Here is a 25,439-nt window from a genome sequence, read left to right on the forward strand (position 1 = left end):
CTAACATATAAAATGGCTCACATATAACTAATAAAACAACCTGTATATTCTATTTCTAATTCTATCAAAAACACTAAGCCGCATAGGAGAAAGAAGTAATTTTTCCTTATCTAACTTAGCAGGTATTGAATCCAGTGTACTCGAAATTAAAGAAAACATATTATATTTATCTAAAATTTTGTCTCGTGCATGACAAATATTCTCATATTGCTTCTCATAAACATTATTATCTATTATTTTTTTTATAGTCTGCTTACTTTCATCAAAATTCCTAATATCAATCACAGCCATTTCTTCCTTTGAAAAAAAATCTCCAATATGTGGATCACCAAAATATATCGGATAGCATCCTGACAAGAAAGTATCAGCCAATTTCTCAGTCCAATAATACGGATATGAACAGTTTTCTATTACAATGGCATACTTATATTGTACCATCACTTCATATTTATAATCAACATTAGTAAAGCCAGAACCATATATATCAATCAAATCAGGCATTTCCTCTTGCAATTTCAACGCAAACTTAATGCGTTCAATATGCCCCTTAGATATTTTTTTATTAGAAGTAAATAAGCAGATTTTATTTTTCCTCTGTAATGTTGGTCTATTTTTCAAAAAATCATAATCTATTAATAACTCTTCTTTTTGTTTGTCATTATAGAAATTGTAATATAGCATCCAAGGTAATGCAGGATAAGATAAGCAGGCATTATCTCTTTTTAATACACTGGATTGGCACGTATAAACATGCCCAAATTGGTTTAAATATTTACGAGGATAAAGCTTAACATATGGAGGTTCTCCTGTAAATAAACATATATTTTGCTTACAGCACATCAAACGAAGAGAATATTCAATGTCATCTAATACCACAACATAATCGTATTCTTGCTCTGGTTCTTTAGTAGATATAATAAACTCGTAATTTCCCCAAATAGGAACTCTATTAGGGAACTGCCTTTCAACAGGAATTTTGGTATTTATAGGAATGAATACTTTTTTCATATAGAATCACTTATTACAACAAACAATTTCAACGCTCAATAGAATAAATCTTCCTTTCTCTTACGATACTCTATTTTATATTTATCCATATCAAATCCAACTAAATTTTGTAGATAGTCTTTTTTTTCTTTTATCAAGTCATCATCCCAATCCCACCACTTGATTTCCAACAACTTTTCTCTTACTTCAAACGGAAACCTCCATTTTATAAATTTAGCAGGATTTCCACCTACTATAGCATATGGTGGAATAGATTTAGTAACGACACTTCCTGCTGCAATTACAGCACCATCACCAACCTCTACGCCTCGCAAGATTGTGACGTTAGTACCAACCCATACATCATTACCAATTTTAACCCAATAATCTTCGAAAGAACTGATCCCTGGTGGCATTATGTGATCATTATCTTTATAAACGAAATCGCAAATTAAAAAATTAGTATGTATATGATCTCTTATTCCTATTTTAGCCCAAGAAGAAATATTTGTAAAATTACCGACAAGAGTATCTATAATTTCGGCATAGCCTCCAATACCACTATGTTTACCCCATTTAGTATTTATAATGCAAATATTATTACCTCCATAAAAATAATTAGATGAGTCAAAAGAGTTTTTATTTTTTCTCAACTTAAATCTAATACTTGCTCTATATAAAACAAGCAAAATTAGATTTATACACTTCTTAATATTTAGCAATATCTTCGACATAGTTTTCTTTATTAATATCAATGGAATACATGCCATATAATTTAATCGTATTTTCTATCCAGTTATCACAGTATGGTGCATCATTTGGTGACTTATCCTTTAAAAAAGAAACACAACTATTATTATTAAAAACTATATTAGCTTTTTCTCTTACTCTCTTTGACCATTCAACGTCCTCTCCTTCACCCCATCTTAATTTCTCATCAAGCAGATTGTTAATAAAAAAATCTTTCTTCACTACAAAATAGGTACCACTAATATATTGATATTTTTTACACTGAATCTTATATGGCAATAGAGCTGGCCCTATGTTAGGATAATCATAGACTAACCAATCCCTGGTTCTATTCCCATTTTTCAATGTGATTCTATTCATGCAAATGTCAAAATCTCGACCAAACTCTTCAAAACCTACTTTCCAGCCCCTATTTAGCGACACATAATCATGCATTATCACCAGTTTATTATAAATAGCAGCTTTAGCACCTATGTTCTTTTTAATTGTTATCCAACCGGCTAAAAATGGAAGGCTATAATATGATATATACTTAATTTTATTATTTAATTGAGGATAATCTCTATTTTGACCAATAACAATAATCTCATAGCGATCCTCACCAAATTCGTCTAAAATACTTTTAATAGTAAAATTCAGCATTTCTTTACTCTTTCCATCTGTTATAATTATGAATGACCACCCTTCATGATATAAATCATTTTCCATACGAGAGTTTATATTACATCGGCGTTCGATATAGTCTAAGAAATACCTTATAAAAACAGTATGTTGAATAATGTTCTTTAAAAAACTACCTAGTATTTTCATCGATGATTATTTAAATTATTTATAATGACATTTTTACTTCTATTAAAATAAAACAGCATACGTTGAAACTCCTCTGTTTTCCGGTATATAATATAATTCATCACGCTAATCACAGAAATACAAACAAATAATTTAGCAATAAAAAAAATTATACCATTCCCCAAAAAAGAACAAATTACAAATGTTATAAAATAGCCAACAAGCAAAACAACAATTCTCAACAACTGCCTTTTTATATATCCGGTAGATATATTACCAAAATATTCTTCTTTCAGAACTTTATAACGACCAATCCAAAACCCCAACATACCTATAATAGTTCCAATATATACCCCAGCTATACCATAGCTATTAACTAACATAATCGATACAAATAAGCTTAACAACGCACCTCCCAAATTGTAAAATCTATCAATTTCAAATCTGCCAAAAACCTCCCTATAACACGAAACAAAATGAGAGGCAAAACCAATATACAATTTCATAGATATCAATATTACAATGAAAAGGGACAATACGTATTTCTCGCCTATCCAAATGGATATAAAAGGATTTATTAAATTTGCAAAACAAATAGAAACTGTTGATCCAATAATAAAAGAAAGTAATTCAAACATTCTGAATAGTTTAAATCCTTCCGCTTTATCTTCAGAATACACATAGTTTCCTATGCTGCCTTGCAAAGGTGAAAATATCTTTGAGAACGCAGCGGCAATAGCTTCTGATATCAATGTATAATTTGCTAACATTGCGACAGACTTTACCCCTAACGATGAAGATAAAACCAAACTATTAGTACTGCCAAAAATTGTACCAGCTATTTTAGACATATATACATTTTTCATATCCATGAAAAAATTTCTCTCTCTAAAATCAGGAATACTAACCTTGACTTCTTTTGAGTATGGATATTTCGTATAAGACATTCTAGCTATAATGATATTGGCAACAAATACAGAAATAGTCTGAATAATCAAATATGCGATATAGCTTTGAGTAGCAATAATTACAATAAACCAACTCAAATATTTAAAATAATTAGTTATTGTATCAATTTTAGTACATACATACTCACATTGATCAACTTTAAATAAAAGCCTTCTATAAGAGAAGCAATAAGAACCAACCATAGCTATTCCTCTAATAAGATATATTACTATAATATAGTTCCAATCAAACCCTTTGGACTTAATTAAAATGGGCAACAATGGGATTAAAAAGATGCTAATTATCCCCATAGCAACAGCTATGAATAGATACATCTTTTTGTACATTGACATTAAAACAGATACTTCCCTTCTATTATTCTCCGAAAAAGCTTTATACAGTAAATATGATATTAGCGACCCTGTCCCTACATCTACCAGTGCCATCAGAGAAAACATATTCTCAAACACACTGTCAAGCCCCAAATATTCAATATCTATATATTTTAAAAATACTTTTCGCAATATTAAGGACAAAATAAACAAAGAACCGTATGAAAAGACAGAGTAAAATATATTCTTTAAAGCTTTATTTGTCCTCATCTCAATTTATCACTGATAATCACAGGCAGTATTTATCATCATTTGCTCCAGGTAATTTCACAACTACATTCTGTGTACCATTTTCTAGACACTCAAAATCAGTCGCCTCATTGGGCTCCATAACTACTATATCTCCTTTGGAGTATTCTATTCCGTTCATCTTCACCTTACCACTGACGATAACAGTTATTTCCGTAGCAATTTTATGATAATGCTTCTCTTCATAGTCACCTTTGTTATAAGACTTAACTGCTACTTCAACATCGTTCGTTCTTAAAAGAGTTGGTTCAAAATTTCCTATAAACCAACCTTTTATCATATCCTCAAGTTTCGCTGTTTTCATTTATTTCTCTGCACTAAATCAATATATACATTTAAGTCTGTTGGAGTGCCGATTCCATGCATTTGATTTATGTTTATATTAAATATTCCGAATTTAAGTCCCTCTTGTATTCCAAAATTGTAAACCGGTGCAACATAGAATTCATTTTTTACACGTTCATTACGTATAATCATATCAATTGCATTTTTTACAAAAAAACCTCCTTTCGCAAAATAGTAGATACCGACAGTTGCAAATTCCGAAATAACAACTTTCTCTCTTATCTCAGTTATTAAACCTTCACCATCTATTTTGGCATAAGACCATTTTGTATCATGATCTTTAAAACACAACACTGAACCATCTAAATTTCGATTCTCACTATCATTGATAAATTCAGCAATGTTCATATCCACTATCTGATCCGAATTAGCAATTAATAACGGAGTATTATTATCAATAAGTTTATGAGCATGAAGCACTGTACAGGCTGCTCCTTCCGTCAAATTATCTATTAACACAAATTCGACATTGTATTTTGATTTTATCCAGTTCACAGTTTCTTGTTCATTCTCAAAATGCTCTTTACGAGTTAAAAGAATAAACCTAGCATCAGGCATATTCAAGTTATCCAAAACATGACAAATCATAGGCCTACCTAATACATCAATGAATGGCTTTGGCTTTTTATAACCGGCTTGTGCGAAGCGACTACCCGCTCCGGCCATAGGAATCACAATATTAATCATCTTTATTTCTTGTTTATATAGTTTTCATACATTTGAGTCGTCGCAAACGATATATATTCCTTTTTATCAATTTTATATACACCTACTTTTTTTTGTCTCAATATCAATTCATTAAAAGTAGAACTTATATAATAACTACCATTTAGCTGAACATCTTTTTTTAGAACCGAAAAGCATGATTCCACTAAATCCAAGCCCCTTTTATAATAATAAATTCCAGCTGTTGCAACATTAGAAATAGGACGTTTTTCACTTGTTTGCACCACCAAGCCTTGCTCGTCCAAACAAACATAGCTCCATCTGGGATGAACGGACTCAAAAGTAACTATGCCGCCGTCTAAGTTTCTTTCTCTAAAATCAGCAATAATATCATTTATATCGTACTTCACCAATTGATCCCCATTAATCAGCAATACCTCATCTTCATTATTTATTGAATCAATAGCAAACAAAGTGGTACATACAGCTCCTTTTGTGGAACCAGAAATACAAACGACATCCGCAAATGGTGCTAAAATCTTCAATGAACTTCCTAAGAAGAACTGATCATTATCTTCCTTACGAATAATAAAAGTGATTTTACAGTCTATCTTTTTAAGAGACTCCACAATGTTCTGTACAAGAGGTTTATTATCTAGTTCTAAAAAATATTTAGGATAAGTATAGCCTTTCTCTTTGAAGTCATTACTGTCTCCAGCCATCAATGCAATTACGTTCATATATTATTCTCTATTTCATTTATACGATTAATTATATTCGAGTAGGTGACGTCATTGATTGTCTCTACTTTGAGAAGATTAGCTCCACTGGCTAAAGCTGCTTTAACCCCATTCTGATTGTCTTCCACTACCAGACATTCTTCAGGAGACAAACCCAGCCTGTTTATTGCCGTAATATAAATTTCCGGATCAGGTTTGGATTTTTTTACATCTTGATTAGATAAAGAGAAATCTAAATATTGATTCAAATCTGCTTTCTCCATCATCATATCTATGGTAACCCGTACCGAATTCGAGGCCAGTGCCAAACGAAAACCTTCCGATTTTAAGCGTGATAAAGCATATTGATGAACAAAAAGAGGCTTACATTTCATATATACGTACTCCATCGTATATATTTGCTTCATATCATTGATCAATTGATGTAAGCTTTTCGGAAGCCCCCTCTCTACCGTCATCATTTCGAGTTTTTTCGCTGTCGGCAAACCATCAAATGTAACCAAATGGTCATATCTAGATATTTCAAATCCAAAAAGCCTTAAAGCCTTATTCAAAGCCTCATAATGCCATTCTTTGGCATCAATAAGAACCCCATCCATGTCAAATATAACAGCCTTAATTTTATCCATTTTTACATTATTTATTTATTAAAAAAAAAGTCAGCTTCCATAGGAAAATCTGTACATAACATCAAGTTAGCATGATTGAAACTTGCATACTTGTTCCAAACTTCTTTATATGGACGTCTGTGCAATTCTGGTGAGACAATACATACTTTTTTACCACTTTTAAGATGCTCTTCCAAATTACCCCAGCTAATCCACTCACTTTTAAAACAATCCATCCAAACATAAGAGGATTGACTGTAAAAAGGAAATTCTTTTTCATATTCTGAGTGCCGGGTAGCTATATTCATATTATCAAGAATATAATCTATTGTATCAGGTATAGACATATCAAATAAAAAATATTTCTTTATCTGATATGTATTTAGCATGTCCTTTAATAACTCTTGCAGGCCATCTGCTTTTATATTCAAAGCTAGGGTGCTTTCCGTACCACTATCACGATACAATCTGAAAATTTCCTCAGCAGTAGGCTCATTACCCAACGGCATATTATGAGATATTACAATTGTACCGTTATTATCTCTATAATCTGTTTCAAAGCCATAACCATTATCAATAGCACGCTTGATTGCAGTTAAGGTATTCTTCTCAGACTCTTTATTCCAGAATCCTCTATGAGCTATTATTTCCATTTTCTTTCAATAAATTAGTTCAAAATACATAAGTTATAAATCACACAATTACACCTAAAACATGTAGAACACAATCTACAATAGATTATTACAATAAATTAATCAACTATATCCACATATGGATACGGATTTTCCTCCAAACGCCTTAAATGCTCCACCATCTCAAACTCTTCCCTCGTCAATTCCCGCTCCTTCCAACCGTCTATTATTGCATGTGCCTCCGCCGCCAGCTCTTCGTCAAAGACCTCGGCGTAACAGGCTACCAACAAACGACATTTCAGCAGAGAGACGGGAAGTGTATCCAAGAGATCCCAACTACGATTGAGGACCGACTGGATTTTATCTTCCTTATCACCGTGATTATAAATGGTAGCATTATAGCCGGTCAACAAAGCGATACAAAGAGAAGCTTCCTCTTCGAGGGTACGTCCATGTGAACCGAAAAGATGCTCACAACGATGATACACATCCGTATTCAACTGACGGAAACGGTCGGAGTAGATGGGTTCGCCATCCAGACCTAAATGGAGAAGTTCGTGCGAAACGGCGCACAAAGAATCGATTTCTGATTGCAAAGACAACATGGTGATTTATTTACGTATTGGAATATGCACCACAGAGGGCACAGAGTTCACAGAGTTTTTAATTCTTTATTAATTCGATTAAAGAGGGATGAATGAAGGCCGTGGCAACTGCCATAACCCCCTGGATGGAAACCACCACACGGCGGTCACCTTTGATACGGACAAACTCACCCTCAACTCCCTCGAAGATGCCACCGGTGACACGGACACGGTCTCCCCTTTTCATGGAAACGACTGAAGGATCCAGATAAACAACCTGTTCATCGTAATTACCGGCAACGGCGATAAAACTACGCATTTGGACTTCAGGAATGGTAATAGGCTGACGGGTCTCACGGTCCATGATATAACGAATAGGAAGAGAAGCCCCGACAGTGGATTTCATTTCGTCAACCTCACTGCGAGTGGCATAAACAAAAACCAAGTTGTGAACAACAGGAACCAATTTACGGATCTTACGCTCACCACGGAATACGTATTCATAGCGCATGGGAAGAAAATTCCTCACTCCGCGGGAGTCCAGGTATTCCTTAAAGGCAAGCTCACGGCTATAGGTGATACGAAGAGCGTACCAGGATTTATTAATGCTATTGTTCACAAAAGGATATAATTGGGGGACACCGGGGTAGTGAAACACCTTCCGGTCAAGTTTGCTAATTCTGTTGTTTGCCTTGCAGCGTATATCATTTCATCAGGTACTCCCCTATCGCAGGAGAGACAGTTTGAAAAAGAAGAACAGAAAACGAAGTTTTGAAAGAACAGGGCTTTACTGATCTTACAATCTGTAAACGAGTCTATTATGAAGCAAAACTGTTTCAATAGACGATCGTCTATTGAAACACACTTTTTTAAAGATCCAGACAATTAAAATACATATAAAAGCAGACAGATATTAAAGCGTTTTTTGTTAGTTTATAGATATTTGATTACCAGATAGTTAAATAGAACAAGCCATGAGAAAAAATATTTTTTTTATTAAACATTTTGCAGTTATGAAAATACCCTCTATCTTTGCGTTCAATTAGACGATCGTTTATTGAAACACTCACTTTTTTAAGAATTATTTCATTTAATGTCAGACAATTAAGAAGAGAAAAGGTTTCATTTTCCCTTTGATTCCCACTTTAATTCCACATTCATTTGCCCACTGAAAGATTACTCTCTACCTTTGCAACATATTAACAACATTTAGTTATTGATTAAATAAAAAAATCATGAACAAAGAAAATGAATTATTACAGACAGTGAACAAAAGTGTAAAAAAACGCTAACGCTAAAGCACAACCTCCTATCACAGAACCTATTAAAGAGACAAGAGGCAGAAAAGCAGGAGCGCAGATACCGGGAATTATCTCCAACAATGAAGGAGTTATAAAAGCGCTGATAGAATCCTACATATTGGACGCAAAAGAACAAAATATCAAGACGTGCAAAGATTCATTGGCACGCTACATAGAGGAAAAAAAACTTTTTGGAAAAATAAGAAATGGAGTATTCAAACCATTAGTTTTCAGCACAATCAGAACTTACGTCAACGAAATCTGGAATAAGATGGAAAGAAAGAAAAAGAACCAAGAAGGAAAGCGCTGAAATACCTACAATGAATTTTATCAAACCGGAATACATTCGATCCGACTTACCTTTGGGGCGATAATTTATCTATTAACCCTTTAAATCATATACGTATGAAACAGAAGAAAAGACCGGCATCACAAACTGAAGCCATGAAACTGAGATGGAAAAAACGGATTGTCTTTGAGAAAGGATACACTGAAATGTGTGCCGAATGGATGGCGGAGCGCCTGGAAGCATTGACCGACCACCTGCAATACGGGCACGCAGCCATCGCTTATCAAAAGCAGAACGGAGACTTCAGGTTGGTGAAAGCGACACTGATCTACTATGAAGCGGAATTCCACAAAAAGTATGATCCCACACAAATAGAAGGCGCAGTAGTCTACTGGAATGTGGATGAACAGCGATGGACGACATTCCAGATGGAGAACTTCATGGAGTGGAGACCGATCGTATAGGGCGCCACCACAGATTACACGGATTTTCACCGATGAATTATTTTTATTTTGAGAAATCAAGTGAAGACATCTTTGGGAATCCGGGGTAATTTATGGTGAATGTATTATTGAAAGTACAAACGACTAATCTAAAAAACAATGGCAATAGCATATGACGGGATCAACTATTTCCCGGTGGGCGTAAACTTCATGGAAGAGAACGCAATGGAAGTGATAGAAGCTAAATATGGAATAAAGGGTTCGGCAATCGTACTGAAACTGCTGTGCAAAATATACAAAGAGGGATACTTCATCCGTTGGGATGAAGAGCAGTGTCTGATTTTTGCCAACAAGGCGGGAAGAGAGGTGCAGGCCGCTGAGGTACAGGGGATCATTGAGATCCTCTTCATCAAAGGGATATTGGACAGAAACAGTTATCTGGCAAACGGAATACTGACTTCGGCAAACATACAGAAGATATGGATGGAGGCAACAAAGCGAAGAAAAAGGGATCTGAAAGCATTGCCCTATCTGCTGGTGAACGACTTGACTCAGCAGGAAACAGAAGCGCCGGAAGGTGAAAATGTAACCATTAGTCCGGGAAATGTAGTACATGATGTAGCCGTTAACGCAAAAAATGCATGCAATTCCGGACAAAGTAAAGTAAAAGAAAAGAAAGCAGAGGAAAATAAAGAATTACCCCCCTCAGCTCCCCCCAAGGGGAAGGAGAAAGAATGGGAGGAGGTTTCTGCTCCTCTCCCGATACCCGGATACGCCTTCAACACAATGACACACAATTATCCGGGACTGACGGATACACTCAAAAGACTGGGGATTACCGAAGCAGGAGAGGTGAATGCCATACTCAGGCTATCGGATTATGGAAGGAAAGGAACACGGGTATGGCAACTGATTGCCAATACTTGCTGGAGTGACATAGGGGCAAAAGGAAGGTATCTGATAGCAGCACTGAATAAGGCAAAAAGAAAATAATCCGGATAGGAAAGTACAGTTTGCAGTTGATAAAAAAGCAAGTATACCGGTTTCCATACGGAAGGTTCTCTGTCGGGAATGGAAAACGGGACATACATTTAAACAAATGATCTACAGCCACTTCAGAGCACAATATTTCAATCTGCAGAAGCTTTATTTTAACGTTACGTTAAAGTTCGTTTTTCGTCTGCAAATAGCAAATTCTTTAAATGCAAAAGACTTGTTATTTGCAGACAAGAACAAAGCCATCGGAAAATGGCATTAACAATGTTAACGGGCAAAAGGCATAAAATATCCTCTTCCACTGTACACAGTTATATTGTTATTTACCTCTTCCGGCAGATGCAATCCGCCAGATGATCATTCATAAATCCGGAGGCCTGCAAGTGAGCATAGCAAATCGTAGTTCCAAAGAATTTAAATCCCCGTTTTTTCATATCCTTGCTCATGGCATCAGATTCGGGAGATGATACCGGAATCTCACTCAATGATTGAAATGTATTGACAATCGGTTTTCTGTCGGGAAAGAATGATAGAGTATAGTCATAAAAACTACCGAACTCCTTTTGTACGGCGAGAAATGACCTTGCATTTGTGATGGTCGATTTGATCTTCAGACGATTTTTCACAATGCCATCAAAGTGCATCAACCGTTCAACATCTTCATCGGTCATTTGTGCCACCGACTCAGCATCGAAATTGCAAAAGGCTTTGCGATACCCCTCACGTTTCTTAAGGATGGTTATCCAACTCAAGCCGGCCTGAGCACTCTCCAACACAAGAAACTCAAACAGCGTCTTGTCATCGGTCACCAATTTTCCCCAATCTTGATCATGGTACTTCACATACAGTTCGTCACTTCCGCACCAACCGCAACGCCCGTTTATTATATCTTGCATAATTATAACACTTAATAGTACGATACAAAGATAGTAGATTCACCATGTCGCACCAAATATCGATAAACAAAACACAAGCAATTATTTTTTTCAGTATATCCCCCACACTTCCGGTTTTTTTCGTACTTTTACAGCTTGTTGGAAAGTTATGCACTTCCGGCATCAGAGAACAGATAAAAAGAAAAAACAATATATAAAATGAATCACAAATGGAATTATCGACCCATCACACAAGAACAGGCAGAGATAAGCCGGGCATTGGCTCAGGAACTAGGCATTAGCCCCGTCCTGGGACGACTTTTGGTACAAAGGGGAATTACGAAGGCACAGGATGCCAAGAAATTCTTCCGTCCGCAATTGCCCGATTTGCATGATCCATTCCTAATGAAGGATATGGACATCGCAGTGGAACGCCTGAACATGGCGATGGGAAAGAAAGAGCGCATTCTGATTTATGGAGATTACGATGTGGACGGTACCACGGCTGTGGCACTGGTCTACAAGTTCATTCAACAGTTCTATTCGAACCTTGACTATTACATCCCTGACCGTTATAACGAAGGATACGGAATTTCCAAAAAAGGAGTTGACTACGCCGCTGAAACCGGAGTAGGGCTTATCATCGTACTGGACTGCGGCATTAAAGCCGTAGAAGAGATTGCGTATGCCAAAGAGAAGGGAATTGACTTCATCATCTGCGACCATCATGTACCGGACGACATATTGCCCCCTGCCGTTGCCATCCTGAATGCCAAACGACTGGATAATACATACCCATACACTCATCTTTCGGGATGTGGCGTAGGCTTCAAATTCATGCAGGCTTTTGCCATCAGTAACGGCATTGAGTTTCATCACCTGATTCCGTTGCTCGACCTGACCGCCGTAAGCATTGCATCGGATATTGTACCGATCATGGGCGAAAACCGTATCCTGGCCTATCATGGGTTGAAACAGCTGAACGGCAATCCGAGCGTAGGACTGAAAGCGATTATCGATGTATGCGGATTATCGGAAAAAGAAATTACGGTGAGCGACATTGTATTCAAAATAGGTCCCCGCATCAATGCTTCCGGACGTATACAGAACGGAAAAGAAGCGGTAGACCTATTGATTGAGAAAGATTTCTCGGCAGCACTCGAGAAAGCCGGACAAATCAACCAATACAACGAAACCCGGAAGGATCTGGATAAGAGCATGACGGAAGAAGCCAATAAAATCGTAGCCGAACTGGAAGGCTTGGCAGACCGTCGTTCGATAGTGCTTTACAATGAAGACTGGCACAAAGGAGTGATCGGAATCGTTGCCTCACGATTAACGGAGATTTACTATCGTCCGGCAGTCGTACTGACCCGGACGGATGATATGGCAACCGGTTCGGCACGTTCCGTATCCGGTTTCGATGTTTACAAAGCTATCGAACATTGCCGTGACTTGCTCGAAAACTTCGGAGGGCATACCTATGCTGCCGGGCTATCGATGAAAGTGGAAAACGTACAGGCATTCACCGAGAGATTCGAAAGTTTCGTGTCGGAACATATACTGCCGGAACAGACCAGCGCAGTGATCGATATCGATGCCGAAATAGATTTTAAAGATATCACGCCGAAGTTCTTCAATGAATTGAAACGATTCAACCCGTTCGGTCCCGACAACCAGAAACCGGTGTTCTGCACACATCACGTGTACGATTATGGAACAAGCAAGGTAGTCGGTCGCGATCAGGAACACATCAAACTGGAACTGGTAGACAACAAATCGAACAATGTGATGAACGGCATCGCCTTCGGACAAAGTTCGCACGTGAGATATATCAAAACCAAGCGATCATTTGACATCTGCTATACCATTGAAGAGAACACCCACAAACGGGGGGAAGTGCAGTTGCAGATTGAAGATATCAAACCGATAGAGTGACTTACCAAGAGATTTTAAAGCAATACTGGGGTTATGATTCCTTCCGCGACCTGCAGGAGGACATCATAACCAGCATTGGCAATGGAAAAGACACACTGGGACTGATGCCCACCGGAGGCGGAAAGTCAATTACGTTTCAGGTTCCGGCCCTTGCCAAAGAGGGATTGTGCATTGTCATCACCCCACTGATTGCTCTAATGAAGGATCAGGTGCAGAACCTGAAAAAGCGCGGAATCAAAGCGATAGCCATCTATTCAGGAATGACACGGCAAGAGATTGTGGTGGCATTGGAGAACTGCATCTTCGGCGACTATAAGTTTCTATACATCTCTCCCGAACGGTTGGATACCGAAATCTTCCGGGCCAAACTCCGGTCCATGAAAATCAGTATGATTACGGTAGACGAAAGCCATTGCATCTCACAATGGGGATATGACTTTCGTCCGGCTTATCTGAAAATAGCGGATATCAGGGATCTCGTACCGGATGCTCCGGTCTTGGCACTGACCGCCACGGCCACTCCCGAAGTAGTGAAGGACATACAGGAGCGCCTCCGCTTCCGGGAAGAAAACGTGTTCCGTATGAGCTTCGAACGAAAGAATCTGGCATACATCGTTCGCCCCACTGATAATAAAAACGGGGAGTTGCTGCACATACTGAACCGGATACAAGGCAGCGCGATTGTATATGTACGAAGCCGGCGAAAAACCAAAGAAACAACCGAGCTGCTGGTAAACGAAGGAATCACGGCCGACTTTTATCATGCGGGACTGGATAACGCAACCAAAGATCTTCGCCAGAAACGATGGCAAAACGGAGAAAGCCGGGTGATGGTAGCTACCAACGCATTCGGTATGGGCATTGACAAACCGGACGTACGTATCGTCATCCACCTGGACCTGCCCGACTCACCGGAAGCCTACTTTCAGGAAGCGGGACGAGCGGGACGAGACGGACAAAAGGCATACGCGGTGATACTCTATGCCAAGTCGGATAAAACAACGCTCAGCAAACGCATTGCAGATACTTTCCCGGATAAAGACTATATAAAAGATGTGTACGAGCATCTGCAATATCATTATCAGATGGCGATGGGCGACGGGCTGGGATGCATGTATGACTTCAGCCTGGAAGAATTCTGCCGCAAGTTCAAATATTTTCCCGTACCTGCAGACAGCGCACTGAAGATATTGACACAGGCAGGATACCTGGAATATACCGATGAGCAGGACAATGCCTCACGGATTATCTTCACGATCCGCCGGGATGAGTTATATAAACTCCGTGAGATGGGAGAAGCCGCAGAGAAACTGATACAAATGATTCTGCGATCTTACACGGGTGTCTTTACAGACTATGCCTACATCAGCGAGCAGACTCTGGCGGTACGTACGGGACTGACCCGGCAACAGATTTACGACTTGCTGGTGATGCTGAGCAAGCGCCGTATCGTCGACTACATCCCGCACAAAAAAACACCTTACATTATATATACACGTGAGCGGATAGACCTCCATTATCTGCAAATACCCCGAGCAGTATATGAAGAACGGAAAGAACGCTATGAAACCCGTATCCATGCCATGGTGGAATACGTCACTTCGGAGAATGTCTGCCGTAGCCGGATGCTGCTCCGCTACTTCGGAGAGAAGAACGAACATAACTGCGGGCAATGTGACGTCTGCCTCAGCCACCGCGCCGAACCGGATATATCACAAAGCACCTTCGACGGACTGAGAGAGCAAATATGTGCTCTGCTGAAAGAGCATCCGATGACTCCGGCGGAGATAGCTTCACACATAAATACAGATAAAGAGCAGTTGAGCGAAGTGATACGGTTTATGCTGGACGAGGGCTTACTGAGCTCTGAGAACGGACTGCTTACTGAAAAAACTTCCTGAAAAGCAACAGGGTTATGTGATGAAATTACTACATTTGCAACCAAACTAAAAAAAACTTTGATCATGCCGAACTTCTTTAAATCTTTTTTTGCGGGGAAAACAGAAAACCCTGAGGAAGAAAAACAAAAAAACGCCAAAAAGAACTTTGAGATATTTAAATATGACGGCCTGCGTGCCCAACGTATGGGACGTCCGGACTATGCCATTAAGTGCTTTAACGAAGCGCTGGCCATTGAAGAAGATTTCGAAACACTGAATTATCTGAGCCAGCTTTACATCCAGACCGGTGAATTCGGGAAAGCACATGAGTTGCTGGAACGTATGATCGCGCTGGAACCAGAATTGACAAGCACGTACCTGACCCTGGCCAATCTCTGCTTCATGCAAGAAGATTATCAGGAGATGGCCGATGCCGCCCAGAAAGCCATCGCACTGGAAGAAGGAAACGCAATGGCACACTACCTGTTGGGCAAAGCCAATCATGGATTGGATAACGGAATAATGACCATCGCCCATCTGACAAAAGCCATTGTGCTGAAAGATGATTTCACGGAAGCCCGACTGCTCCGTGCCGAAGCACTGTATAAGATGCAGCAATTTGCAGAGGCTATGGAAGATATTGAAGCCATACTTGCACAGAATCCGGACGAAGAAGCTGCCCTCCTGCTACGTGGCAAAATAAAAGAAGCCACCGGAAAGGAAGAAGAAGCAGAGACGGACTATCTCCATGTGACAGAGATAAACCCCTTCAACGAACAGGCTTACCTATATCTGGGACAACTATTTATCACACAGAAGAAATTGACAGCTGCTATTGAGTTGTTTGACGAAGCTATCGAGTTGAATCCGAACTTTGGAGCCGCCTATCATGAACGGGGACGTGCCAAACTATTAAACGGGGACAAAGACGGTTCGATTGAAGATATGAAGAAATCGCTGGAGCTGAACCCGAAAGAGGGAGAGAACCTGAACGGACAGTTCAACAATCAGCAAGCAGAAACAACCCCAAACGTATTGGGACTGTAAACTAACCGTTCTGATACAGTCATTTCCCGGACCGGAACCTTACTCCCTGTCCGGGAAATGATTTGTATCATTCCATATTATCCGTGTGCGGACGAAGAAAGCACAACTGCATGCCCAAAGCCAACAATACAATACCTCCCAGAATAGCAAATCCCAATCCCAGGTTGCCACCGTCCGTCCATTTTCCAAACAAGCTTGTTACAACTGCTCCGGCAAAAACTCCGGTCATATTCATTATACCATAGGCCGTTGCCCGATATTTGGCCGAAACAAACTGGCACAAAATAGGCATATTATTGGCATCGAACATACCGAAACCGACCCCAAACAGAAATCCTGCACCTATTATACTGATGAAACCATTGCCTAAGCCCAATAAAAGAAGCGCAGGTATGGTCAACCCTAACCCGATTGCGCCTGTATAGATACGTCCGCGTATGTCTTTGGATACCCAACGGTCTGACAATAACCCTCCCAGAATAACTCCGATAAAAGAAGAGACAGCAATCGTTATAGTGGATATAGGCCCTGCCTCAGCCATAGGGATATCGAGATTCTCAGCGTACAGGGTAGGCAACCAATTCTTCGTAGCCCATCCGGGAAGACTGGGAGCCGCAAAATAGAACAGAATAATCCAAAAAGCAATATTACCGAATAAAAGAGTCACTCCTTTAAACAACGGAATCTTTTTTGATTTATCTGTATGCATGGCCCGAATGACCCTGGCATGTTCTTCATTCTCACGAAGGAATATAATCAAGACCAATGCATAGACAATGCCTACAATACCGAACCAATGGAATGTAGTATGCCACGAATAGGCCGCAGCTACCGTAGCACCAAACCCGCCAATAGCCTGACCGGCATACAATCCCGTCATATGGATACCGACTGCCAGCGAACGTGATTTCTCCTGATGCCAATCGGCTATCAAGGAGAGGCCCGCAGGAATGTATAATGCCTCACTGACTCCCATCAATGCGCGCAACCAGTAGATTTGATTAAATGTATCGGCATACCCCATGCCATAAGTGACCGCCGACCAGACAAAAAGACTCCCGACAATCAACCATTTACGACTGACGCGATCGGCAATAATTCCTGCCATCGGACTCATAAGACCGTAAATCCAAAGGAAGACTGCCATTAGCCGCCCAAAATTGGTAGCCGACTGCAATTCTATAATATCTATCTGCATCGCATCTTTCATGGTTGACAGCATCTGACGATCCATATAATTTAATAATGCCACAAACCATAAAAGTCCGACAACGATCCAAGGATATATTTTTCTATTTTTCATACCAACTATCTCTCTTTATATGATTTACCTTTACCTATGAGCTCTTTCAACTGTATTTGTTGGAAAACCATCTGTGCCTGGCTACTTTCATAAAAAACACCAATCGTAGAATCATTGACCGAAGTTATGCAGGAATAGCCAAAACTTCCCAACTCATCCAACATGATTTTCCGGCCGGAATCCCAGGTATTTCCATCATCCAGGCTGCACTTTAGCGTCATGTGGTCTCTACTGTCATAAGACTCCGGATTGCAGAATAGAAGAAGAGTCTTTTGCCTGCCGTTTTCCTGATAAGTATGTCGATGAATACTTGCCATACAAGTAGGCTCTATCAATGCTTTTCGGGAAGTGGAATGTTCCGTCCATGTGCTTCCCAGATCGGAGGTGACACAAATACGGCGTCCATTGACCTTTTTATTACCGTGATTACGGTTATCACGCATATTCAACATGACACTGCCATCCTGTAATTCGACTGCCATGCACTCCGTAGTGTTGTGATAAGCCGGCTTAGAGGCTATCCATGTTTTTCCCCCATCCTTGCTATACGTAATATTAGAGAATGGTATTCCATCTTTATCACGGCCTTGTGTGGGAAATATTAATGTACCGTCTTTCAAAGTAATGCCATGCCCCGGTGCCGGAGCATACAGCCACCATTCCGGTTTCTTGGTTTGTGCTGTTATATTTACAGGGTCACTCCAAGTCAGTCCGTCATCCACGCTTTTCGTAATCAAGAACTGACAGGTCTCTTTAACCCCGAGCCCGGGCTGAGAACCTTTCGCATGCCATTGGTGTATCCAACGGGTACTGTCCTGCGTCATTCCTTCCACCCATTTACCCGATCGGGGATCTAAGACTCCATACATCCAGAGTCCCGCCACATAAATAGTACCGTTCTTTTCATCGGTCAGGATACAAGCATCACTGATTCCATTATATTTCTCTGGCAATCCACCCCACTTTTTGCGGTCGAGCACTATCTGCATCGGCTGCCAGCTCATTCCACCATCCAGGCTTCGCATCATCGCAATATCGATATCACCTTGCAAGTCACGCGAACTATCGTAACGGGCATCAAATATGGCCATCAAAGTTCCTTTCAGGGAAGTAGTAATGCCGGGAATACGCGAAGTATGAACTCCGTCTTCCCCTCTTTGCCGTACAGCGACTCCGGTACGGAGTGCGACAATCGGACGAACGGAAGTTACAGAAGCCTTACCACAAGTCGTCGTCACATGATCACAACTGACCGTCACACGATGGGTTAAGTCAACTTTATCTTTCAATTTAACAGTTACCCACAGTATGGTAGTATCTGATTTCAATTCCAACGGAGTGTCTAAAACCGTTTTTAAAGCGGGAGCAACTGAGTCGACACACTTTTCCCAGTCAGAAAGCCCCCTCTTTCCGGCAACTCTATATAAACTCAAATGAGTTAAATCGGTCAACAAAGTAGTACCTTTCAGGGATAATCCGATCTCCTTTACAAAACATGGTCCCGGACAGCTCTTTATCAACTTTAATTGCAAAACCGGATTAATCTCCTTTTTTGTCAAGACCGGTACTATGGGCTGTCTAACAATAACTTTCACCCGCTCGGCACGTAACGGAGTACTGAGTAAAAAACAACTCAATAAAAACAATATCGAAATATAACGCATATTGGTAAAATTGGGGATAAAAGTTAATATAGCATTTTATCAGTTTCTTCAAGTTTGAAGCGTACGCCGACAATGGAGTGTTGTTCAGGGCCCGGCCGCATTTTAACATAAGTGATGGCGACAATAGTCCCATCCGGAAGGATTTCGAGACCGGGATATCCACAATCCGAACCGGCATAACTATGTAAAAGCTTTATTTTATATTGTCCGGAAGTTCCCTCAAGCAAATCTTTATAATTACCGACCCAGGCTACAAAATGCCCTTTCGTCGGACTGTTGGGAGCCATATCCCGAAAGACGGCAATCATACGACCGTCAGGAGTAAACTTTATTACATGCCTGTCTCCGGTCAGGCCCCAGGGAGTTTTTTGCAAAGGAGACCAGGTGGTTCCCTCATCATCAGAAAACATCATCAGAGAATTGCCTACCCGGTTATTTTCACGCGCTACACAGACAAGCCGTTTGCCATCGGGAGCGCGGAAGACACAGGGTTCACAGGGTGAACGCCCCTCCATCTCGCCTACTTTCACCGACTCGCTCCAGGTCAATCCTCCGTCATGTGAGACAGATTGCCACAAAGTCAACGGAGGACGATCCCGATCATTCAGTCCACGGTGATACAACCCGAGATAATCGCCATTCTTCAATTTTACAATGCTTGAAAACGCCATCACACAAGGTTTATTCAAACTACGGACCGGACTCCAGCTCTTCCCTCCGTCTTCACTATAAGTCATAGGCATGTCCGGCCAGGCACTAAACACAAAGACACGCTCTTTCCCCTGCTTATCCGTCAGTTTATAAATACTGGGACAATTGCTCATCGTCTGCCAGTCAGCAGGGGTTTTACCATTTTTCCAAGTCAGCCCGGCATCCTTACTTTCGGCTATGAAAGACGCTTTACCTCCATGCCCGTAAGACCAGGTACAAAGAATAGTCTTATGATCATCCATCATTACAGTAGTAGGATGTCCGTTATATAAATCCGGCCTGCCCGGAGCTATTGTCACCTGCCGTTCACGCTGCCCCGATATGTCGATCCAAGGCAGATTGGGGTGGACATTTTGTCCGATTGAAGGAACAGCACAAAACAATAGAAACAGTTTCAAGATTGTGTTCTTCATAAACTTATGCTTTAAATTATTATACTTCCGTATCAAAAGAACTGTGTAAAAGTATATAACAGCTACTCCACACAGTTCCTTCTTTTTATATTCTATCTCTCTACATTACTTTCGTACCCATCTGTCTGCACCAGTTTGTCATTTAAGACCATATCATTATAATTGATTGGGAAATACAACGGATAACCGGGTTTGTCATTCAAATTGGGCACCTCCTTATAAATGTCAATGGTCCCGCCACAATGGAAACGCACCAAATCAAACCATCGTTTTTGCTCTATAAAAAGCTCTCTTAAACGTTCGTCACAGATTTCTTTCTCTACAGCAATCTTATCTTTCGGGCCATCATAGGGCTCCAGGCCCGCCCGGTCACGAACCTCATTCAGATCGACAAGAGACTCAGATATCTTATTGAGTGCAGCATTGGCCTCAGCACGCAACAGAAGAAGATCTCCCCAACGATAAGCTATCAAGTCATCGTCAAAATAACGATCGTCGGAATAGGCCTTCCCCCTGAATTTGTTTGTCTGGGTTAAAATCAGGTTACCATCTTTATCCACCAAATCAATCATGGCGACTTTATAGCGCCTATCGCCCGGATACTTAAGATACAACTCTCTGGCCTTGTCACTTGGGGCATAGACATGGCGGCTCTGATTGGGTGAAGTTGCCGCATCGGCCAAGTTGACAGCCATCGATAAATTATCGGTTCTCGATGTAGTGTTGGTTGCAATAGAAAGATTTCCAGTTTCATAGCGTTCAAAATAAAAAGAGAAAATGATCTCATTATTCTTTTTATTATCATTGGCAAATACCTTTGCATAATCCGGTAGCAAAGACACTCCACTCCCGCCTACCTGATCGATTGCCTTGATCGCTTCTTCCAGATCCGCATTTCCACCATTCAGGACCTTTGCTTTCCACATTAAAACATCGGCTTTCAAAGCATAGGCAGCCGGCTTTGAAGCTAAATTCTTATTGATATATCCATCCTCCGGAAATAACAGGACAGACTGTTCTATATCTTCAAGGATCAACTTCATGACGTCTTCTTTGGGAGAACGGGGTTTAAGCTCAACGTTGTCCGAAAGCACAGGATCAGTAATGATGGGAGCATCTCCCCAAATACGCACTATAAGAAAATAAGTATATGCTCTTAGAAAGTGACACTCAGCTTTTATACGATTCTTCTCAGTCTCATTAGTAAACTTCAGACTTTCAATTTTATTGAAAAGAAGATTGGCGTGATGAATGATATTATAAGCCGAACGATAAGAAGGAGCATTGCTCTCAAGCAAAGTATGGGCCCATGCCACACTCGTAGGGCCGATCTCACCGGCTTTAAAAGCATCTCCCCGGTCTTCACCGTAATAAGAAGTATTATTCAGGGAACGCACCTTATTGTAAATGCCCGTAAGATAAGCTTTGGCATCTCCCGGAGTTTTCCAGAACGACTGTGAAGTGATGGTAGAAACCGGATCAACCTCCAACAAGCTACAACTGCAAATCCATGTGCAGCAGAGAATACAGATCAATATTTTTGTTGCTTTCATAGTGAAAATCATTTTAAAAAGTTAGTCTTACACCAAAGTTAAATTGAATCGGGAGAAAGTATTCACCGGTCTCTTGTCCATCGTACTGTTCAGGATTTAATCCGTCAAAGGCTGTAATGTATCCGATATTTGTCACACCGGCATTCAAAGACACCCCTTTCACCTTCATTTTAGAACATACGGAACGCGGCAGTTCATAACCTAACGAAACCTCACGGAAGCACAAATAATCTCCCTTTGAATAATAAGCCGTATTGTCGGCATTTCCATTTGAATTCATTCCGGCATAAGCTATTGTACGCATGTGATTGCGATATCCGTTATCCCAGTCCGAAGCAACATCGTAACGCGGATACTTGGCTGTTGCAGCATCACCCGTCTGCCACCAGATGTTTCCATTCGTAACGTCAGTAGTCGTTATAATGGCATTGCGTGCATTGGCATTGGCACGGCATCTCCATATATTGGCAATGGAATGTCCTAAAGCAAAATCGACAACCAAACGAAGAGAAAAATTCTTGTAAGACAAATTATTAATCAAGGCTCCCTTCTTATCCGGATTGGCCCAGCCAATAAAAGTAATATCCTTATCATCGATAACTCCATTATTGTCAAGGTCGGCCCAGATAGCATCTCCAGCAACCTTTTTCTTATTCATCTTAGAACCGGAGACCTTGGTGTCGACCGGAGCTTTTGCAGCTTCTTCATCTGTATCGTATACCCCCAGATACTTATATCCCCAACGTCCGCCTATCCTCTCGCCTTCGGCCAGGCCGCCGGTCTCAACATAAGTACCCGATTTAGCATCCCATACAAGTCCGCCCTGTACCCGATTTTTGTCTCTCCCATTATAAGGAAGCTTTTTCATATACGTCCTGTTCATACTGAAAGTACCCGTAACATCCCAATTCACGGGGGAAGTTGTTGAAAGAGGATGTGCTGTCAGCGATAACTCAAAACCTTTGTTCTGTACAGTCCCCAAATTGGCCTTTATAGAACTAAAACCTGTCTGTGCCGGAAGAGCTTTGTCATACAAACGATCGGAAGTCAATTTATTATATCCGGTTACCGACAGTTCAAGACGATTATCAAAGAAACCGGCATCAAAACCATAATCCACATTAGAGGTTGTTTCCCATACCAAACTGTTATTGGCAAGTACACTATTCAGTACCCCCGGATTTCCGGCATAAATATATGAAGCATATTCGCCTTGGGTATTAGAATACGACAACTTATTATTTCCGGTCTGTCCCCAACTCGCCCGCAATTTCATCCGGCTGACAACGGTTTTGGGAAACCAGTCTTCATAATGCATATTCCATCCTCCGGATACGGCCGGAAACAATGCGAATTTATGATCTTCGGCAAATTGGGAGGCTCCGTCATAGCGTGCTGAAACCGTCAGCAAATAGCGGCGCTTATAGTCATAATTGACACGGGCAAAGAAACCTACCAGTACTTCTTTATCCAAAGAGGAAGTGGTACGCTGTAAATCGGGCTTGGTAGGCGCCAACGTAGGTACATAATCCGTAGGGGCTTCCGAGCCTGTTCCTTTCAATTTATAAGTATCGTCCTGGGTATAATTCATACCTATCATTGCATTAAGAGTGTGTTTATCACTGAATACTTTATCATAGGTAAACACCGCGTCTGCCATGATTTGCTTATACTGGTCGTGTTTCTCGAGTGTCTTACGACCTTTATTAAACTCGTTATACTTCTCAAAAAAACGATAGATATTTTCCTGCATATAATAGGAGGCTGACGGCTTAAAATGCAATCCCTTCAGAATCTCCCAATCCAATCCTAACTGAATCGTGTTTCGATAAGCTTTGTCCGAAATATCCTGATAATATAATTCGTGCAGTCTATTCCGGGGTGAGCCTCCGGCTTCACCAATACCGGGAGTTCCATCGTCATAATACAGACGGAAGGTCGTAGGATAGCGAGAAGAACGGTCCATTGTGCTTGTGCCCGAGTTCTCCGGATCAGTCGCTTTATTCGAAATTGTGGAATGTTTCAATCCGACGGTTAATTTTAAATTACTGCGAAGATTGTAATTTCCATTGGCAGTAAGGCTGAAACGATCGTATCCCGTACCCAGAACAATACCTTCGGAATTAATATACCCCAAACTCACATAATAATTACCTTTGTCATTTCCGCCGGAAACACTCAGATCGTAGTTGTGTGTCAATGCAGTCTGAAACAATACATCTTTTTGATAGTGATTGTCTTTAAATATCAACTGTTTTCCCGAATAAGGATCGGTCATCGTTTCATATCCTTGTCTGTTCAGCAAATCATCGACATAAGACTGTCCCATATTGGAAATCAAATCATCTAAATATTCGGTAGTGAAACGAGAATAGCCATATCCTTCCAAGGCTCCATTTTTATAATTGATATTACCTGTTGAATAAGGATATGCGCCGCCTTCCAGGCGTCCGCTGACATTGGCGTCATTGATTCCACGGGAACCGGCTAAACGGGAAGCATACAGATAGTCGCGTGCACCGGAAAACGGATAATGCTGCCGAATCTGCTCAACTCCCAAACGGTAGGAAGCGGAAATAGTGGCTTTACCATCTTTTGAAGAGCCTTGCTTGGTAGTAATAAGAATGATACCATTGGCGGCCTTAGCACCATAAATTGCAGCGGAAGCGGCATCTTTCAGTACTTCCATAGACTCAATATCTTCCTGATTGAGTCCATTCATGTTGCTACGGACAACCCCATCAATGACAAAAAGAGGAGAGTCGTTAGCCGGATCGGTTGACCCGCCACGGATCAGCACTACCGGCTGTGCACCGGGCTGTCCGGTAGTCTGTCGAATATCCAGTCCAGCAACCTTTCCCTGTAGATTGTTCAAAGGAGATGCAGAGACAGAAGACATTAACTCCGCTTTCTTCACAGATACAACTCCTGAAGTAACGGTTGCCTTAGATTGAGTTCCATAACCGATGGCTACGACCTCGTCAAGTAGAACCGATTCATCTTCCAAAGTAATTTCATAAAATGTATTATTGGTTACTTTCAGATCCTTGGTTTTCATTCCAATAAAGGAGATTTGTAACAAAGATTTATGTGGAACCTTCAATTTAAATTTTCCATCGACATCGGTAGTTGTACCTATTTGTGTGTTCTTTACAATAACTGTAGCACCTATGACCGGTTCTCCGGATGTGTCCTTAACAACACCACTAATCTCAAAATTGCCACTTTGTTGAGCATGAACGGGTGCTAATGTCCCAATAAATGTCAATAAAACAACAATGAGACACTTAATTCGAGTAATTTTTCTCATCTTTGTATGCTTTTAATATAAAATTT

General features: G+C 40.5%; 22 protein-coding genes. 5 read left to right on the forward strand and 17 right to left on the reverse strand.

Features of this window, described 5'->3' with window-relative positions; translation table 11 throughout:
- Positions 1-27: 27 nt before the first annotated feature.
- The 11 genes from BF9343_RS17805 to updY all read right to left on the reverse strand — a co-directional run bounded on the left by BF9343_RS17805 (position 28) and on the right by updY (position 8,309).
- On the reverse strand, positions 28-1,008 hold the full coding sequence (locus BF9343_RS17805) for a glycosyltransferase family 10 domain-containing protein (protein ID WP_010993523.1): 981 nt from the start codon (positions 1,006-1,008) through the stop codon (positions 28-30).
- 35 nt (positions 1,009-1,043) lie between these two features.
- Positions 1,044-1,721: a CatB-related O-acetyltransferase gene (locus tag BF9343_RS24220; RefSeq protein ID WP_050427974.1), complete on the reverse strand. Its 678-nt coding sequence runs from the start codon at positions 1,719-1,721 to the stop codon at positions 1,044-1,046.
- Positions 1,696-2,445 carry a hypothetical protein gene (locus BF9343_RS17815; RefSeq protein WP_133123829.1) on the reverse strand — a complete coding sequence of 250 codons (750 nt, stop codon included), beginning with the start codon at positions 2,443-2,445 and terminating at the stop codon, positions 1,696-1,698. The genes BF9343_RS24220 and BF9343_RS17815 overlap by 26 nt, the downstream gene beginning before the upstream one ends.
- Positions 2,446-2,543: 98 nt before the next feature.
- Complete coding sequence (locus BF9343_RS17820; protein ID WP_010993526.1) at positions 2,544-4,076, reverse strand: lipopolysaccharide biosynthesis protein; 1,533 nt, start codon at positions 4,074-4,076, stop codon at positions 2,544-2,546.
- A 19-nt stretch (positions 4,077-4,095) separates the two neighbouring features.
- Positions 4,096-4,419, reverse strand: coding sequence for a hypothetical protein (locus BF9343_RS17825; protein ID WP_010993527.1), 324 nt, complete (start codon positions 4,417-4,419; stop codon positions 4,096-4,098).
- Positions 4,416-5,147, reverse strand: coding sequence for a glycosyltransferase family 2 protein (locus BF9343_RS17830; RefSeq protein ID WP_010993528.1), 732 nt, complete (start codon positions 5,145-5,147; stop codon positions 4,416-4,418). Before BF9343_RS17830 ends, BF9343_RS17825 begins: the two co-directional genes overlap by 4 nt.
- 2 nt (positions 5,148-5,149) lie before the next feature.
- Positions 5,150-5,866: a glycosyltransferase family 2 protein gene (locus BF9343_RS17835; RefSeq protein WP_010993529.1), complete on the reverse strand. Its 717-nt coding sequence runs from the start codon at positions 5,864-5,866 to the stop codon at positions 5,150-5,152.
- Positions 5,863-6,495: an HAD family hydrolase gene (locus tag BF9343_RS17840; protein ID WP_010993530.1), complete on the reverse strand. Its 633-nt coding sequence runs from the start codon at positions 6,493-6,495 to the stop codon at positions 5,863-5,865. The genes BF9343_RS17835 and BF9343_RS17840 overlap by 4 nt, the downstream gene beginning before the upstream one ends.
- 11 nt (positions 6,496-6,506) lie before the next feature.
- Positions 6,507-7,127 (reverse strand): PI-PLC domain-containing protein, encoded by a 621-nt coding sequence (locus BF9343_RS17845; protein ID WP_010993531.1) that lies wholly within the window; start codon positions 7,125-7,127, stop codon positions 6,507-6,509.
- A 98-nt stretch (positions 7,128-7,225) separates the two neighbouring features.
- Entirely contained in the window at positions 7,226-7,711 is a 486-nt protein-coding gene (locus BF9343_RS17850) for a UpxZ family transcription anti-terminator antagonist (RefSeq protein WP_010993532.1), read from the reverse strand.
- A 58-nt stretch (positions 7,712-7,769) separates the two neighbouring features.
- Positions 7,770-8,309, reverse strand: a complete 540-nt coding sequence (gene updY, locus BF9343_RS17855) for a capsular polysaccharide transcription antiterminator UpdY (RefSeq protein WP_010993533.1) — start codon at positions 8,307-8,309, stop codon at positions 7,770-7,772.
- Positions 8,310-9,396: 1,087 nt separating this feature from the next.
- On the opposite strand from updY, the gene BF9343_RS17865 reads away from it, so the two are divergent.
- Both BF9343_RS17865 and BF9343_RS17870 read left to right on the forward strand, forming a co-directional pair.
- Positions 9,397-9,744: an SH3 beta-barrel fold-containing protein gene (locus BF9343_RS17865; protein WP_005791082.1), complete on the forward strand. Its 348-nt coding sequence runs from the start codon at positions 9,397-9,399 to the stop codon at positions 9,742-9,744.
- Positions 9,745-9,882: 138 nt separating this feature from the next.
- Positions 9,883-10,716, forward strand: coding sequence for a DUF4373 domain-containing protein (locus BF9343_RS17870; RefSeq protein WP_008770025.1), 834 nt, complete (start codon positions 9,883-9,885; stop codon positions 10,714-10,716).
- Positions 10,717-11,042: 326 nt separating this feature from the next.
- On the opposite strand, the gene BF9343_RS17875 is transcribed toward BF9343_RS17870, so the two are convergent.
- On the reverse strand, positions 11,043-11,615 hold the full coding sequence (locus BF9343_RS17875; protein WP_010993535.1) for a DNA-3-methyladenine glycosylase I: 573 nt from the start codon (positions 11,613-11,615) through the stop codon (positions 11,043-11,045).
- Positions 11,616-11,813: 198 nt separating this feature from the next.
- On the opposite strand from BF9343_RS17875, the gene recJ reads away from it, so the two are divergent.
- The 3 genes from recJ to BF9343_RS17890 all read left to right on the forward strand — a co-directional run bounded on the left by recJ (position 11,814) and on the right by BF9343_RS17890 (position 16,459).
- A complete protein-coding gene (gene recJ / locus BF9343_RS17880) occupies positions 11,814-13,532 on the forward strand; it encodes a single-stranded-DNA-specific exonuclease RecJ (RefSeq protein WP_005817610.1) in 1,719 nt (572 codons plus the stop codon).
- Complete coding sequence (locus BF9343_RS17885) at positions 13,529-15,433, forward strand: RecQ family ATP-dependent DNA helicase (RefSeq protein ID WP_005798437.1); 1,905 nt, start codon at positions 13,529-13,531, stop codon at positions 15,431-15,433. The genes recJ and BF9343_RS17885 overlap by 4 nt, the downstream gene beginning before the upstream one ends.
- A 63-nt stretch (positions 15,434-15,496) precedes the next feature.
- Positions 15,497-16,459 carry a tetratricopeptide repeat protein gene (locus BF9343_RS17890; RefSeq protein ID WP_005791091.1) on the forward strand — a complete coding sequence of 321 codons (963 nt, stop codon included), beginning with the start codon at positions 15,497-15,499 and terminating at the stop codon, positions 16,457-16,459.
- A 67-nt stretch (positions 16,460-16,526) separates the two neighbouring features.
- On the opposite strand, the gene BF9343_RS17895 is transcribed toward BF9343_RS17890, so the two are convergent.
- From BF9343_RS17895 to BF9343_RS17915, 5 genes are all read right to left on the reverse strand, one after another.
- Positions 16,527-17,762, reverse strand: a complete 1,236-nt coding sequence (locus tag BF9343_RS17895) for an MFS transporter (RefSeq protein WP_010993536.1) — start codon at positions 17,760-17,762, stop codon at positions 16,527-16,529.
- 5 nt (positions 17,763-17,767) lie between these two features.
- Positions 17,768-19,426 (reverse strand): sialidase family protein, encoded by a 1,659-nt coding sequence (locus tag BF9343_RS17900; RefSeq protein ID WP_011203528.1) that lies wholly within the window; start codon positions 19,424-19,426, stop codon positions 17,768-17,770.
- Between the two features lie 23 nt (positions 19,427-19,449).
- Positions 19,450-20,550, reverse strand: a complete 1,101-nt coding sequence (locus tag BF9343_RS17905; RefSeq protein ID WP_041926259.1) for a sialidase family protein — start codon at positions 20,548-20,550, stop codon at positions 19,450-19,452.
- 92 nt (positions 20,551-20,642) lie between these two features.
- Positions 20,643-22,103 carry a RagB/SusD family nutrient uptake outer membrane protein gene (locus tag BF9343_RS17910; protein WP_041926260.1) on the reverse strand — a complete coding sequence of 487 codons (1,461 nt, stop codon included), beginning with the start codon at positions 22,101-22,103 and terminating at the stop codon, positions 20,643-20,645.
- Positions 22,104-22,116: 13 nt separating this feature from the next.
- Positions 22,117-25,413 carry a SusC/RagA family TonB-linked outer membrane protein gene (locus BF9343_RS17915; protein WP_010993540.1) on the reverse strand — a complete coding sequence of 1,099 codons (3,297 nt, stop codon included), beginning with the start codon at positions 25,411-25,413 and terminating at the stop codon, positions 22,117-22,119.
- Positions 25,414-25,439: the final 26 nt, after the last annotated feature.

Source organism: Bacteroides fragilis NCTC 9343 (assembly GCF_000025985.1).
Classification (GTDB): domain Bacteria; phylum Bacteroidota; class Bacteroidia; order Bacteroidales; family Bacteroidaceae; genus Bacteroides; species Bacteroides fragilis.

Excerpts from the sequence above, each read along its gene's own strand:
- BF9343_RS17805 (WP_010993523.1), bottom strand. The coding sequence starts at position 1,008 with ATGAAAAAAGTATTCATTCCTATAAATACCAAAATTCCTGTTGAAAGG.
- BF9343_RS24220 (WP_050427974.1), bottom strand. The coding sequence starts at position 1,721 with ATGTCGAAGATATTGCTAAATATTAAGAAGTGTATAAATCTAATTTTG.
- BF9343_RS17815 (WP_133123829.1), bottom strand. The coding sequence starts at position 2,445 with ATGGAAAATGATTTATATCATGAAGGGTGGTCATTCATAATTATAACA.
- BF9343_RS17820 (WP_010993526.1), bottom strand. The coding sequence starts at position 4,076 with ATGAGGACAAATAAAGCTTTAAAGAATATATTTTACTCTGTCTTTTCA.
- BF9343_RS17825 (WP_010993527.1), bottom strand. The coding sequence starts at position 4,419 with ATGAAAACAGCGAAACTTGAGGATATGATAAAAGGTTGGTTTATAGGA.
- BF9343_RS17830 (WP_010993528.1), bottom strand. The coding sequence starts at position 5,147 with ATGATTAATATTGTGATTCCTATGGCCGGAGCGGGTAGTCGCTTCGCA.
- BF9343_RS17835 (WP_010993529.1), bottom strand. The coding sequence starts at position 5,866 with ATGAACGTAATTGCATTGATGGCTGGAGACAGTAATGACTTCAAAGAG.
- BF9343_RS17840 (WP_010993530.1), bottom strand. The coding sequence starts at position 6,495 with ATGGATAAAATTAAGGCTGTTATATTTGACATGGATGGGGTTCTTATT.
- BF9343_RS17845 (WP_010993531.1), bottom strand. The coding sequence starts at position 7,127 with ATGGAAATAATAGCTCATAGAGGATTCTGGAATAAAGAGTCTGAGAAG.
- BF9343_RS17850 (WP_010993532.1), bottom strand. The coding sequence starts at position 7,711 with ATGTTGTCTTTGCAATCAGAAATCGATTCTTTGTGCGCCGTTTCGCAC.
- BF9343_RS17865 (WP_005791082.1), top strand. The coding sequence starts at position 9,397 with ATGAAACAGAAGAAAAGACCGGCATCACAAACTGAAGCCATGAAACTG.
- BF9343_RS17870 (WP_008770025.1), top strand. The coding sequence starts at position 9,883 with ATGGCAATAGCATATGACGGGATCAACTATTTCCCGGTGGGCGTAAAC.
- BF9343_RS17875 (WP_010993535.1), bottom strand. The coding sequence starts at position 11,615 with ATGCAAGATATAATAAACGGGCGTTGCGGTTGGTGCGGAAGTGACGAA.
- recJ (WP_005817610.1), top strand. The coding sequence starts at position 11,814 with ATGAATCACAAATGGAATTATCGACCCATCACACAAGAACAGGCAGAG.
- BF9343_RS17890 (WP_005791091.1), top strand. The coding sequence starts at position 15,497 with ATGCCGAACTTCTTTAAATCTTTTTTTGCGGGGAAAACAGAAAACCCT.
- BF9343_RS17895 (WP_010993536.1), bottom strand. The coding sequence starts at position 17,762 with ATGAAAAATAGAAAAATATATCCTTGGATCGTTGTCGGACTTTTATGG.
- BF9343_RS17900 (WP_011203528.1), bottom strand. The coding sequence starts at position 19,426 with ATGCGTTATATTTCGATATTGTTTTTATTGAGTTGTTTTTTACTCAGT.
- BF9343_RS17905 (WP_041926259.1), bottom strand. The coding sequence starts at position 20,550 with ATGAAGAACACAATCTTGAAACTGTTTCTATTGTTTTGTGCTGTTCCT.
- BF9343_RS17910 (WP_041926260.1), bottom strand. The coding sequence starts at position 22,103 with ATGAAAGCAACAAAAATATTGATCTGTATTCTCTGCTGCACATGGATT.
- BF9343_RS17915 (WP_010993540.1), bottom strand. The coding sequence starts at position 25,413 with ATGAGAAAAATTACTCGAATTAAGTGTCTCATTGTTGTTTTATTGACA.